We start from the raw sequence: 13,485 nt of genomic DNA on the forward strand, positions 1-13,485 counted from the left end.
TCAGAAAAAATCTTGCAGGAATAATTTTTTCTATAACTTTACTCAAAGACAAAAGTACAACAAAAGGCCGAAAATAAGAATTGCCTACTACTCCAAATAATTATTTTGGAAGACAATAAACAGGTGTAAAATTATATTGATTTTATTTGTTCATTCGAATTTAGTTTTAAATTTGCAACTCCTTCTCTGAAGGTGCGGAAAATATGATTAATACAATGGCATTGGAGATTGATTTACATGCGAAATTAAAAGAGTATTTTGGCTTCGATCATTTCAAGGGAAATCAAGAAGCTATTATCAAAAATGTACTGGCAGGAAAAAATACATTTGTATTAATGCCGACAGGTGGGGGTAAATCTCTTTGTTACCAACTTCCAGCACTCATATCAGAAGGTACGGCAATTGTTATTTCCCCTCTTATCGCCCTCATGAAAAATCAGGTAGATGCCATGCGTTCCTTCAGTGCGGCGGAAGGAGTTGCACATTTCCTGAACTCATCGCTAACCAAAGGAGAAATAACTAAAGTAAAAGAAGATATTATTTGCGGAAAGACCAAACTATTATACGTAGCTCCTGAATCTCTAACCAAAGAAAGCAATGTCGAATTTTTACAAAAAATTCCCATTTCATTCTTTGCCGTAGATGAAGCACACTGTATTTCGGAATGGGGACACGACTTCCGGACGGAATATCGCAAAATACGTCCCATTGTAGAAGAAATAGGGAAAGCTCCCATCATTGCTTTAACTGCAACTGCGACTCCAAAAGTACAACACGATATTCAAAAAAACCTGGACATGTTGGATGCCGAAGTATTCAAATCTTCATTCAACAGACCCAACCTTTATTACGAAGTACGTCCCAAAAACGACCCGACGAAAGATATTATCAAATTCATAAAAAACCACGAAGGTAAATCCGGTATTATCTACTGCTTAAGTCGTAAAAAAGTGGAGGAACTGGCAGAAGTACTGCAAATCAACGGCATTAAAGCAGCCGCTTATCATGCCGGCATGGATGCCGCTACCCGAAGTTCCAATCAGGACAAATTCCTGATGGAAGAAGTAGACATCATTGTTGCAACAATAGCTTTCGGTATGGGAATAGACAAACCGGACGTTCGGTTTGTCATCCACTACGATATACCCAAAAGCCTGGAAGGATATTATCAGGAAACGGGAAGAGCCGGACGGGACGGAGGTGAAGGTTTATGTATCACATATTACAGCTACAAAGACATACAAAAACTGGAAAAATTCATGCAGGGCAAACCGATTGCCGAACAGGAAATCGGGAAACAATTGCTGTTGGAAACCGTATCATACGCAGAAACTTCTATCTGTCGCCGGAAAGTATTACTTCACTATTTCGGAGAAGATTACGATGAAGACAATTGCGGTTGCTGCGACAATTGTTTATATCCCAAAAAAGAATTTGAAGGCAAAGAATACATGCTTGACGCCTTGACATTGGTTACGGAAGTCAAAGAGAAATTCAAAATAGAGCATTTAGTCAACATCTTATTAGGAGAAAATGACTCTGCCGTAAAATCATACAAACACAACGAACTGGAAATGTTCGGAAGTGGAGCTGAAAAAAGCCGACAATTTTGGACAATGGTATTCCGCCGGGCTTTAATCAGCCACTTCATTGAAAAAGATATTGAACAATACGGAGTAATTAAAATAACGAAAGAGGGATTAGATTTTATTGAACATCCAAAAGAATTTATGCTGATGGAAGATCGTAATTTTGAAGAAAACGAAGAAAAGATTCAAGAAAAAGGCGGTGTTTCTGCTTTGGACGCTACCTTATTTTCCATTTTAAAAGATCTGCGTAAGAAAATCGCTAAAACAAATAACCTTCCTCCCTATGTCATTTTTCAAGACCCTTCATTGGAAGACATGTGTATAAACTATCCCATAACATTGGAGGAATTGGCTAACATTCAAGGGGTTGGAATAGGAAAAGCACAAAAATACGGCAAAGAATTCATTGCTATCATCAAACAATACGTTGAAGACAATGAAATCGAGCGGGCACAAGACATGGTGGTTAAAACCACTCCCAACAAATCCAAATTCAAAGTATACATCATTCAAAACATCGATCGCCAAATCGATTTGGAAGACATCGCTTCCGCTCAAGGATTAACTTACGAAGAACTAATCAAAGAAATGGAAGCTATCGTATTTTCAGGAACCAAACTGAATATAGATTACTATATCAATAAAATGTTGGATGACGACCAACAAAAAGAGATATTCGATTATTTTATGGAAGCCCAAACCGATAACATCCAAGAGGCCTATGAAGAATTTGACGGAGATTACTCCGAAGAAGATTTACGGTTAATGCGACTGAAATTTCATTCCAAACACGGAAACTAAAACAAAAGAGCCTATCATCGATAGGCTCTTTTAACTTCTTAATAAAAATATTATTTCTGTAAACGAAAAGGAATCAGCACAAAACTGGTATCTCCCGTATAATTCCATGCTGGTCCTTCACACAATAACCGAATAGCTTCTTTGTTACACGAATAAGTAATCCATTTAACCACCCTAATATGAGAAGGACGCCCCGCTTTATTCACATAAAACGACAGTTTTATATTTCCCTCCCGCCGTTGCTGTAAAGCATCTTCCGGATAACGTAACGAGTCTTGTATATACCGATAAAATTGCTTATAACCTCCAAAAGGCACAGAACCTTTATTTTCTTTCATCAGAGACTCCCACTCTTCATCTGCACTTTCAGGAACAATGTCCACCTCTTCCGTTACTTGACTCTTCTGTATACTTAAAGAATCTTGTAATCCCTCATGCTCAAACACAACCTCTGCCACCTCCTTATTTTCATCCACATATACAAAACTTTCCTCTTTATACGGCTGTGTTCCACACCAACGATAAATACCCAAACCAACCACAAAAAATACCAATATGACAGCAGCAGTTCCCATCCAAACAAGCTTTCTTTTCCACCTCGTATTTATCCGTACTTTTAAACATCGTGACAAAAATTCAATATCCCGAATCGACTGTTCCCTCTGCTGTTCTGCCAAGCCCTCCAGCGCTTCATATAAAAAAGCATCATTCAATGCTTCCCGTTCCAAAGCATTTGCCTCCTTTCCTCTCCGGTCACTACGTAAATATTTTAATATCCGACTATTCACGTCCGTCATGACTATACAATTTCCTTTTTTTCAAAGCACAACTTCAAGTTTCTTTTCCCATTCTGGACCAAACTTTTTATGAGCTTCAACGGAAAACCCGTACTATCTTCAATCTCTTTATAAGAACGGTCTTCCATAAAGAAACGCCGGATACTGATTCGCTGCTTTTCCGGCAAACTCTCCATACACTTTTGAAGTACTCGCTCATTTGCCGCATCCCCTCTTATAAAATCAATATTAAAACCATCGCAAAACTCTGCAAGATTTTCATCCAGCGTCACAGACAAATCGGCAAAACGTTCCCTCAACTCCTTCCAACAATAATCTCGAACATAATCATAAAGCCAGGATTTAAATATTGGAACAGACTCCACAGAAGCCTTTGTCATTAAATCATCAAAAATACATACCACAGCTTGCCTTGCATCCTCCGGTCTTTTCAGATATTTCAATGTCACTCCATAAACCAAAGGCATATAGCGCTCATAGAGTACCCTCCAATACTCTTTATCCTTTTTTTGGCAATAAGCCGTCAAAAGTTCCTCATCGCTAACAGTTCTGGCTATCCTTTTCAAGTGCAAAAATCTATCTTTACAAAGATGACAATTTTCCGACAAAAAAACAACCAAAGAAAAGAAAACACTCTTACTACAAAAAAATCATCAAAACCAACTGGGCAAGAATAACCCGTAAAAACATCGCCAGCGGATATACCGTAGCATAAGCCACCGAAGGATTATCCCCCGGTGAAATAACATTCGCATAATTCAATGCCATCGGGTTAGCCATTCCTCCACACAACATACCGGATACAGCGCCGAAATCCAATTTCATTACTTTCAATGCCCACAAAGCAACTATCATCACCGGTATAACTGTAATCGAAAACCCCAGTCCCAACCACAAAAGCCCTTCAGAACGAAACACCGTTTCAAAAAAATGAACACCCGCATCCAATCCCAAACAAGCCAGATACATCGAAAGCCCCAATCCCCTTAACATCAAATTCGCACTCCGTGTCGTATAAGTAATCATTCGCATACGGGTACCAAATGCCCCCATCAAAATTCCCACAATAATCGGCCCGCCGGCTATTCCCAATTTCACAGGATACTCCACACCAGGAATCCGAAAAGGAATACTCCCCAGCAGCAATCCCAACACAATCCCGATAAACACCGCAACTAAATTAGGCTCCTTCAAACTCAACAGCTTATTTCCCAACACCTTCTCTACATTCGCAATAGCATTCGCCTCTCCCACTACAGTTAATTTATCCCCTAACTGAAGCACCAGATCCGGCACCGCCAACAACTCCACCCCTGCCCGATAAATACGGGTAATATTTATTCCATAATGATTGCGCAAACGAAGTGCCCCCAGGCGCTTCCCGTTAATTTCAGGACGGGTAACCACAATCCTCTGCGAAATCAGCTGACTGTCAATCGCATTCCAGTCTATATCATCCTTATTCCAATCCACATGCTCCTGTTCACCGAAAAGCATCGTCAAAGTTTCCACATCCGCCTCGGAGGTTATCACCAACAAACGGTCATATTCCTGCAACACCGTTTCCGATGTCGGTATCGTTACCTTGCCGTCACGCCACAAACGGGAAATAACGAACTTATGATACGCCAACAACGCCGTATCCCTCACCGTCTTTCCGAAAATACCGGGATTGGTCACCTGAAACCCGACAATAAACGTCGCATGCGATTTACGTTCCTTTCCCTTGCTTTCCGTCTCCTGTAAAGGAAATATCTTACGAAGAACCACCAACGCCATAATCACGCCTACAACCCCCAAAGGATAAGTTACGGCACATCCCAACGCCGGATCTGTCGCTTCTATCTGCAACTGTTTCAACGTCTGCTGAGCGGCTCCCAATGCCGGCGTATTCGTCACCGCACCACTCAAAATTCCAACCATATCCGGTAAAGACACTCCCGTTACAACATGCAAAACCACCGCCATCACCGTACCAATAATCACCACCCCAAAAGCCAGTACATTCAACGTAATCCCTCCCTTCCGGAAAGAACCGAAAAAACCGGGCCCCACCTGCAAACCCAACGCATACACAAACACAATCAATCCGAAACTCTCCGCATAATTCAACATCGTCGAATCGATAACCACCCCCCAATGTCCCGCCAAAATACCAACAAAAAACACAAACGTTACACCCAAAGAAACTCCCCCTATACGGATTCTACCCAATGACAAACCAATGGCCGTAATCAAGGAAATCACAACAACCGCCTGAATAACGGACTGTTCCACCAAAAGCCCCTTTAACCATTCCATGTGTAGTAAAATAAATATCACATCCTATAAAAACGGCGCAAAGGTAATATTTAATTCTCCATTTTATTCTCCTTAACTTTTCCCTTACACTCTTCGTATCAGAAAAAAATTAATTACTTTTGTAAAAGGAATTGAAACAAGCAATTACAACTATACCTAAAACAATTACTCATGTCCTTTTCCACTGAAAATATTTTACTTATAGGCTCTATTCTCCTTTTTGTCAGTCTTGTTGTCGGAAAAACCGGATACCGGTTCGGAGTTCCTGCCTTATTACTGTTCCTCGTCGTAGGAATGCTATTTGGCAGTGACGGAGTCGGCATTCAGTTCAACAGTCCTACTCAAGCTCAATTTATCGGAATGGTAGCATTAAGCATCATCCTTTTCTCCGGCGGTATGGACACCAAAATGAAAGAAATACGTCCGATTATCGGGGAAGGGGTTGTATTAGCCACCTTCGGTGTTTTCACAACAGCATTTATCACAGGAGTATTTGTCTTTTGGATTTGCGGTCTCACCGATCGGAATCTCTCCCTAAGCCTGACAGAAGCCTTATTACTCGCCTCCGTCATGTCATCCACGGACTCCGCATCCGTATTCTCCATTCTGCGTTCTAAAAAACTTCATCTTAAACAGAACCTTCGCCCCATGCTGGAACTGGAAAGCGGTAGTAACGACCCCATGGCCTACCTGCTCACCATCCTTTTTATCCAAATGATACAATCGGACGGCATGAGTTTCAGCCAACTATCGCTACAACTTGTTATTCAGTTAAGTGTCGGTGCCGTTTGCGGGTATTTGCTCGGACGTTTAGCTGTCCTCATACTCAACCGAATCAATATCCAGTACGAATCCCTCTACCCTGTACTTCTGCTGGCTTTGGTATTTTTCATATTCTCCTTCACCAACTTATTACACGGCAACGGCTACTTAGCCGTATACATCGGAGGCGTCGTCGTAGGCAACCATACCTTTATTCATAAAAAAAGCATCATCACCTTCTTTGACGGATTCGCCTGGTTATGCCAAATAGTCATGTTCCTCACATTAGGACTGCTGGTCAATCCGCACGAACTGCTCGGAGTAGCAACCTTAGGCCTTCTTGTAGGTATCTTCCTCATATTCATTGCCCGTCCCATAGGCGTACTCTTATGCCTGCTTCCTTTCCGCAGAGTCTCTTTCAAAGGGCGGATGTTCGTCTGTTGGGTCGGACTACGGGGAGCCGTTCCCATCATCTTTGCCACCTATCCGCAGATAGCCGGTATTCCGCATGCCGACCTTATTTTCAACGTAGTCTTTTTCATCACCATCCTTTCACTCATTGTTCAAGGAATGAGTATCTCCTCTGTTGCCCAATGGTTAAAATTGGATCAACCTGCTCCGAAAACCGGCAATACATTCGGCATGACCTTACCGGAAGAAATCAAATCCGCCATGTCAGAGATTGAAATCACGGAACAACTGTTACAAAACGGGAATTTGCTGATGAACCTGCCGCTACCGGACAACACCCTCGTCGCCATGCTAAAACGCGACAAATCCTACATCATTCCCAAAGGCAAAACCCATCTCCAACCCGGAGACAAACTATTGGTCATCAGTGACAATGACAAGGAACTGATAAACATTTATGAAAGCCTGGGTATAGAAAATTACACATTAGAAAAAAATTAATCATGTTATTTTGGGATTTAATTTTAAGACTAATCGTTGCCGCATGCTTAGGCGCCCTTATCGGGCTTGACAGGACATACAGGGCCAAAGAAGCCGGTCTGCGCACCCACTTCTTGGTATGCTTGGGAAGCGCACTCTTTATGATTGTATCCCAATACGGATTTGAAGACTTGATCGGTACACCCGGAATCCAAAGCGACCCCGGACGCATCGCCGCACAAGTCGTCAGCGGCATCGGATTTTTGGGTGCCGGAACCATCATGATTCAAAAACAATTTGTTCGGGGTCTGACAACAGCTGCCGGATTATGGGCGACAGCAGCTATCGGTCTCGTCATCGGAGGAGGCATGTATTACATCGGTATCGCCGGCGTCATACTCATACTGGCCGGACTGGAACTCACCCATTTCTTTCTACCGGGTGTAGGACTTCACAGTGTCCTGCTTGTCTTTTCCACCGAAAAAAAAGAAAACCTGGAAACCATCACCGCCTACCTAAACAAACAAGGCCACCACATTACCAATTACAACACCGAAGAAGAACACTACGGGGATACGAAAGTTTACCACATTTCCATGATTATCAAAATACGGAAAATCAGTGAACAAAACGTTATCTTCCAATTCATCCAATCTCTTCCCAACCTTACGGTCAATAAAATGGAATAATCCTTTCAAAAGATTAAACCTAACACACAAAACTTTCGTAAAAAACGAAAATGAGTACCGTAAACTCATAACAAACATGATTACATTCACTCCTATAACCCTTCAGGACAGAGGGATAATCACATCCTTCACCTATCCTCATTCATCACAGGACAGTGACTTATCCTTTTCCAATCTCTACTGTTGGCACTTCAAAAACAATAGCAGTTACGCCATCACAGACAACTGCCTCATCATACGCTTTCAGACGGAAACCGGAAAAACACTCTATCGGATGCCCATCGGAACAGGCAACATCATTTCCATCATCCGGACATTGGAAAAACAAGCCGCTCAAGAAGGACATCCCCTGCTCATACAAGGAATATACGGCGAAATACACAAAACTTTAGAAACAGTCTTCCCCTCCGCCTTTCATTACACGGCATACCGGGACTACTTCGATTACATCTACCTGCGATCCGACTTATCCGGACTAAAAGGCAAAAACTACCAGCCCAAACGCAACCACATCAATAAATTCAAAAAAGCATACGATTACCGGTACTTGAATTTAACACCGGAAATCATTCCCAAATGCCTTGAACTAGAACGCCGGTGGTGTAAAGAACATGACTGTACATCACAAACAAGCCTGCAAAACGAACGTCAGGCATTGACTCATGCCCTACAGCATTACGAAGAATTAGGACTCCTCGGAGGAGCCATTGCAATAAACGAAGAAATCGTAGCCTTCACCTTAGGCTCTCCCGTCAATCACAACACCTTTGACGTGCAATTTGAAAAAGCGGACACGCACATTGACGGAGCCTATAACATCATCAATCAAGAATTTGTCAGTCATTTACCCGAACAATACCTTTACATCAATCGGGAAGAAGACTTGGGAATACCGGGACTGAGAAAAGCAAAACTCTCTTATCATCCCGCATTCCTGCTGGAAAAATATATCGCAACCAAACAATAATCCACCATGATAAAAGAAGAAGTCATTCAACTTTGGCGCACCTGTTTCTCCGATACGGAAGAATTCATACATTTCTATTTCTCTAAAAAATACAGCGACCACAACACTCTCGTACACACCGAAAGACAGCACGTTGTCGCCGCCTTGCAAATGCTTCCCTATCCGATGACCTGGTGCAACACGCAAGTCATGACCTCTTACATATCGGGAGCCTGCACCCATCCCGACTACCGCTCCAAAGGATACATGCGCCAATTGTTAATCAAAGCCTTTGAAACCATGAGAAACCGGAAAATCGCCTTTTCCGTCCTAATCCCGCAGGACAACTCCTTATACGAATATTATAGCCGTTTAGAATATTCGCCCGTATTTGCCTATACTCCGGAAAACTACTACCTGCCCGTCCGTCACAACAATCCCGCTGTCTCCATCATCTCCCCAGAAACAGCGGACATCCCCAGACTCTATGCCTATTTCAAAAAACAGATGGAAAAAAGAGACAACTGCATACAACATTCCCCGGAAGACTTCCAAATCATTCTGGAAGACCTGCACCTGGCAAGAGGTCATCTTTTCTTCATTGAAAATCAGGAAAAACAAATCACAGGGCTTTCCCTGGCCTCACTCCAACCTGATAAAATCATGATAAACGAACTTCTGTACGACGGCGAAGAGGAAAAAGAAGCACTTCTGCAAACCGCTGCCTATCATTGGGGAAAAAGCGAAATAGAATGCCGGGTGCCCGTTACCCCCGGCAAACAACAAATCCAAAAAGGAATGGCACGCGTCATCAACGTATTCCAGACACTCTCCGTCTATGCAGCCACCCACCCACAAAAAACACGCTTCCTGCACGTAAACGACCCTTTCATTCCCGCCAACACCGGATACTACCGAATAACCAACGGAAAAGCATTCCGCACCGGCAAAGGCATCAACAAAACCGACTACGACCTGAACATCCGGGAACTCACCCAAATACTATTTGAAAAACCTGGATTTATCAGCCTCATGCTGGAATAATCCCAACAAATCTTTCCTTCATCCATCGACAATTGCCTAAAATTTCTTAATTTTATACAATCTGATGTCGGCGTGTGGAATTTCTGCTTATTCCTTACACAGGAATGCTTATATTATTTTAATCTAAATTCAGTAAAAATGAAAAAAACAGTCATGATTTTCATTGTGGCCATCGTATGCGGTTGCCACCGGGAAGCAGACCCCTGGAAAGAGTCTGACAACGAAAAAGAAATCGCGGTTTACGTCAGAAGCAGCCAAAGCACCGCCACCCCTCCCACAACGGGATACCGCCTATTCCTGTTCAACTCCAAAAACCAACTAAGTACCCACACCATTCAAGCCTCGGAAGTAACTGACGGCAACCGCTTCAAACTGGAAATCCCTGAAGGCAGTTACACGGGGTACTGCATCACAAACGGCGAAGACGAGCGGATATGGGAATACAGCGCCAACAGCACCCCCTCCCGCATCTATGTCACCCTCCTGCCCGACGGTGACTACTACCAAGAAGCCGGTGACTATCTTGCGGGCAAAACCGAATTTTCCATCGGACAGGACAATCCGGAAAACATCCTTTTCGACCTGGAAAGAAAAGTCGGCTGCATACGGGTCATCATCGAAAACATCCCCTCCTGGATGAACAACCTGCACATACAGCTATCCGGCATTCCGGAAAAAATGAACCTATCCGGTACCTATTCGGGCGACCGCGTCACCCTCGACAAAGCCGCCAACCCGCCGGATGCCTCCGGGCGTTCCACCACCGATTTATTGGTATTTCCTCCCGGAAAAAGCAGCAACCTCACCTTAACCTACCAAGCCGGCGTTGCTTCGGAAACCAGCATCGCCTACACCCTGGATTCCATTCTTAGCAACCATATCACGGAAATCAAAGCCATCTTCCAAACCACCGAAAACAACCAAGAAATCAACTTTTCAACCGAAATATCCGCCTGGAACGAAAACATCATCCGGGAAAAAGACTGGTACATCGAACTCCCCGGTATGCCCTGTCAGGGTAACGGAGACGGCATAAACTTAGTCCGCAACGGCAGCTTTGAAGACGAAACCTCCGGAACAATCCCCGCTGACTGGAAACTGGACGGTGGCGGCTCCGACAAAATCATTACCAGCGTCACCTCTCCCGTCATTGACGGCAACCAAGCCGTACGACTCGAAGGTAAAACCTACCTCTATCAGGACATAGAAGTTCAGGCAGGCACCTGCTATCGCTTCCACCTATTTGTCAATAGTCCGTCCGCCGACGTCAAATGGCGCCACTGGGGTACGTGGATGAACGGTACCAAAAAACTGGACTCCGACGCCATCCGTGAATCTTCTTACCGCAATAAAACCGAAGGATATGAAGACGTCTATGCCGGAACCGTCTTCAAAGCTCCCGAAGGCGCCACCAAACTACGCATGGAAATAAGAAGCTATACAGACCGCAATACCTCTCAAGAAGGCATATACGTAGATGCAGTAAGCATAGAAAAAATCGAATAAACCCATCTACCCGACACACTCCAGGAGACTGCCCGACCACGTCAGGCAGTCTCTTTTCTCAATATCACACGCCCCCAATACGTCTGCAATACCCCCCGCAATAACAAATAAACGAGAAACGACGCCCAAAGTGCATGATTATCCTGACCACCGGGGAAAAAATAATACAACAGAAAAAAAGCCGCAGCCGCCACCGACATCGCGCGCAACATCAAACGGGTAGCCGTTGCCCCTATTAAAATCCCGTCCCACAAAAAAGCGGCAAATCCGGCAAACGGGACAGCCAACGCCCAATAAAAATAACGCCCTGCCTCCTCCACCACGCCACGTTCTCCGGTCAAAAGTCCCAAAAAACGCTCACCACCCACGCCGTAAAGCAAAGTAAAAAACAACGCCAGACCGATTCCCCAACCGAACAGATTCCGAACCACCCGCCGAATCCCTTCCGCATCACACGCCCCCACATACCGACCCACCAACGCCTCCCCCGCATAGGCAAAACCGTCCATCACATAAGAAAACAGTGTAAACAGCTGCATCAGCAACGTATTCACCGCCAACACCACATCCCCCTGTTTCGCTCCCGTCGAAGTAAAAAACACGGTCACCGCTATCAAACACAGCGTACGCAAAAATATATCCCGGTTCACACTGAAAAAACGCTTCATCGCCGACACCCGCAGACTCCCCCGCACCGTAAAATACCTCCGCAAATTCCCATAACGCCTCATCCATAAGCCGACAGCCAATGCCAAACCACACCATTCCGCCACGACCGTCCCCAACGCCACTCCCTCAATTTTCATACCCAAGCCAAACACAAAGCCAACACTGCACAGAATATTGATACAATTCACGGCAATCGCAACATACATCGGAAAACGGGAATTCTGCATCCCGATAAACCATCCCTTCAAACCATACATCATCAATACCGCAGGCGCTCCCCAAACACATACGCGAAAATAGCGCACCGCATGCACCTCCACCTCTCCGCTGGCCTCCAACAGCCCGAACGCCACCCGTTCCACCGGATACTGCACAAGCAAAATCACCAGCGCCGACAACAACCCCACACTCACCGCCTGTGTCAAAACCCTCATCTCCTCCCGCCTTTCCTTCCGGCCATACGCCTGGGAAGTCAAACCGCTCGTCCCCATGCGCAGGAAACCGAAATTCCAGTACAAAATATTGAACAGCATCCCCCCGACCGCTATTGCACCTATATAGGCGGCATCCCCCATGTGTCCCACAATCGTCACATCCGCCAGCCCCAGCAACGGGACGGTAATATTCGACACAATCGAAGGAATGGCTATCCGGAGAATACGGCGGTTCATCGGTTACAACAAAGATGCCGGATTCAGATGAGCCGCCTCAATGTCCTTGAAATAACGATACGTACCGACCTTCAACTCTACCGTCGCCGCATCATCACATACGATAATCCCCTTTCTGTGCAACTGCAAAGCGCTAATCGTCCACATCTGATTCACACCGCCTTCCACGGCATGATACAGCGCACGCGCTTTGGCATGCCCGTTCACGATAATCAGCACCTCTTTGGCATCCAGTACCGTCCCCACACCCACCGTCAAAGAAGTCTTGGGCACTTTGTTCACATCATTATCAAAAAAACGGGAATTGGCGATAATCGTATCTGTCGTCAAAGTCTTCACCCGTGTACGGGACGCCAACGAAGAACCCGGCTCATTAAAAGCAATATGCCCGTCAGGCCCGATACCGCCCAAAAACAAATCAACACCCCCTGCCGCTTTCATGGCAAGCTCATACGCTTCACACTCCTTTTCCAAATCCGGAGCATTTCCGTTCAAAATATGCACATGCTCAGGCTGAATATCGATATGCTTGAAAAAGTTATTCCACATAAACGAATGATAACTCTCGGGATGTTCCTTCGGCAATCCCACATACTCATCCATATTGAACGTAATCACATGCTTAAAGGAAACCACGCCTTTCGCATTCAATTCTATCAACGCCTTATACATTCCCAGCGGTGAAGATCCCGTCGGAAGTCCCAGCACAAAAGGCTTTTCCGCCGTCGGATTCGCCTGCCGTATTTTAGCGGCAACATAATTGGCCGCCCATTGCGATACATTCTGATAATCAGGTTGAATAATAAGTCTCATATCTTC

At 44.7% G+C, this 13,485-nt stretch carries 11 protein-coding genes; 6 read left to right on the forward strand and 5 right to left on the reverse strand.

All coding sequences use genetic code 11. The features are described 5' to 3' along the window. Positions 1–215: 215 nt before the first annotated feature. Positions 216–2,390, forward strand: a complete 2,175-nt coding sequence (recQ, locus tag NFR61_RS03095) for a DNA helicase RecQ (protein ID WP_251620655.1) — start codon at positions 216–218, stop codon at positions 2,388–2,390. A 50-nt stretch (positions 2,391–2,440) separates the two neighbouring features. On the opposite strand, the gene NFR61_RS03100 is transcribed toward recQ, so the two are convergent. From NFR61_RS03100 to NFR61_RS03110, 3 genes are all read right to left on the reverse strand, one after another. After that, positions 2,441–3,187 carry an energy transducer TonB gene (locus tag NFR61_RS03100; protein WP_251620516.1) on the reverse strand — a complete coding sequence of 249 codons (747 nt, stop codon included), beginning with the start codon at positions 3,185–3,187 and terminating at the stop codon, positions 2,441–2,443. A 2-nt stretch (positions 3,188–3,189) separates the two neighbouring features. Next, positions 3,190–3,753, reverse strand: coding sequence for an RNA polymerase sigma factor (locus NFR61_RS03105; protein WP_251620517.1), 564 nt, complete (start codon positions 3,751–3,753; stop codon positions 3,190–3,192). Between the two features lie 73 nt (positions 3,754–3,826). Then, positions 3,827–5,488, reverse strand: coding sequence for a putative transporter (locus NFR61_RS03110; RefSeq protein ID WP_251620518.1), 1,662 nt, complete (start codon positions 5,486–5,488; stop codon positions 3,827–3,829). A 171-nt stretch (positions 5,489–5,659) separates the two neighbouring features. On the opposite strand from NFR61_RS03110, the gene NFR61_RS03115 reads away from it, so the two are divergent. From NFR61_RS03115 to NFR61_RS03135, 5 genes are all read left to right on the forward strand, one after another. Next, a complete protein-coding gene (locus NFR61_RS03115) occupies positions 5,660–7,162 on the forward strand; it encodes a potassium/proton antiporter (RefSeq protein WP_251620519.1) in 1,503 nt (500 codons plus the stop codon). A 2-nt stretch (positions 7,163–7,164) separates the two neighbouring features. Beyond that, positions 7,165–7,830, forward strand: a complete 666-nt coding sequence (locus tag NFR61_RS03120) for an MgtC/SapB family protein (protein WP_251620521.1) — start codon at positions 7,165–7,167, stop codon at positions 7,828–7,830. A gap of 76 nt (positions 7,831–7,906) precedes the next feature. Next, on the forward strand, positions 7,907–8,797 hold the full coding sequence (locus NFR61_RS03125; protein WP_251620523.1) for a DUF2156 domain-containing protein: 891 nt from the start codon (positions 7,907–7,909) through the stop codon (positions 8,795–8,797). Between the two features lie 6 nt (positions 8,798–8,803). Beyond that, positions 8,804–9,820, forward strand: a complete 1,017-nt coding sequence (locus NFR61_RS03130; protein WP_251620524.1) for a GNAT family N-acetyltransferase — start codon at positions 8,804–8,806, stop codon at positions 9,818–9,820. A gap of 138 nt (positions 9,821–9,958) precedes the next feature. After that, on the forward strand, positions 9,959–11,326 hold the full coding sequence (locus tag NFR61_RS03135) for a FimB/Mfa2 family fimbrial subunit (protein ID WP_251620525.1): 1,368 nt from the start codon (positions 9,959–9,961) through the stop codon (positions 11,324–11,326). A gap of 41 nt (positions 11,327–11,367) precedes the next feature. Here the strand turns inward: NFR61_RS03135 and NFR61_RS03140 are convergent, their stop codons facing one another. Together NFR61_RS03140 and nagB are read right to left on the reverse strand one after the other, a co-directional pair. Beyond that, entirely contained in the window at positions 11,368–12,666 is a 1,299-nt protein-coding gene (locus tag NFR61_RS03140; protein ID WP_251620527.1) for an MATE family efflux transporter, read from the reverse strand. A gap of 3 nt (positions 12,667–12,669) precedes the next feature. Continuing rightward, on the reverse strand, positions 12,670–13,479 hold the full coding sequence (nagB, locus tag NFR61_RS03145) for a glucosamine-6-phosphate deaminase (RefSeq protein ID WP_251620529.1): 810 nt from the start codon (positions 13,477–13,479) through the stop codon (positions 12,670–12,672). Positions 13,480–13,485: the final 6 nt, after the last annotated feature.

The organism is Odoribacter lunatus (assembly GCF_943193135.1).
Lineage (GTDB): Bacteria > Bacteroidota > Bacteroidia > Bacteroidales > Marinifilaceae > Culturomica > Culturomica lunata.

What these genes read in the sequence shown, in the direction of transcription:
- NFR61_RS03125 (WP_251620523.1), top strand. Translation starts at nt 7,907, where the DNA reads ATGATTACATTCACTCCTATAACCCTTCAGGACAGAGGGATAATCACA.
- NFR61_RS03135 (WP_251620525.1), top strand. Translation starts at nt 9,959, where the DNA reads ATGAAAAAAACAGTCATGATTTTCATTGTGGCCATCGTATGCGGTTGC.
- NFR61_RS03130 (WP_251620524.1), top strand. Translation starts at nt 8,804, where the DNA reads ATGATAAAAGAAGAAGTCATTCAACTTTGGCGCACCTGTTTCTCCGAT.
- NFR61_RS03115 (WP_251620519.1), top strand. Translation starts at nt 5,660, where the DNA reads ATGTCCTTTTCCACTGAAAATATTTTACTTATAGGCTCTATTCTCCTT.
- NFR61_RS03110 (WP_251620518.1), bottom strand. Translation starts at nt 5,488, where the DNA reads ATGGAATGGTTAAAGGGGCTTTTGGTGGAACAGTCCGTTATTCAGGCG.
- recQ (WP_251620655.1), top strand. Translation starts at nt 216, where the DNA reads ATGGCATTGGAGATTGATTTACATGCGAAATTAAAAGAGTATTTTGGC.
- NFR61_RS03140 (WP_251620527.1), bottom strand. Translation starts at nt 12,666, where the DNA reads ATGAACCGCCGTATTCTCCGGATAGCCATTCCTTCGATTGTGTCGAAT.
- nagB (WP_251620529.1), bottom strand. Translation starts at nt 13,479, where the DNA reads ATGAGACTTATTATTCAACCTGATTATCAGAATGTATCGCAATGGGCG.
- NFR61_RS03120 (WP_251620521.1), top strand. Translation starts at nt 7,165, where the DNA reads ATGTTATTTTGGGATTTAATTTTAAGACTAATCGTTGCCGCATGCTTA.
- NFR61_RS03100 (WP_251620516.1), bottom strand. Translation starts at nt 3,187, where the DNA reads ATGACGGACGTGAATAGTCGGATATTAAAATATTTACGTAGTGACCGG.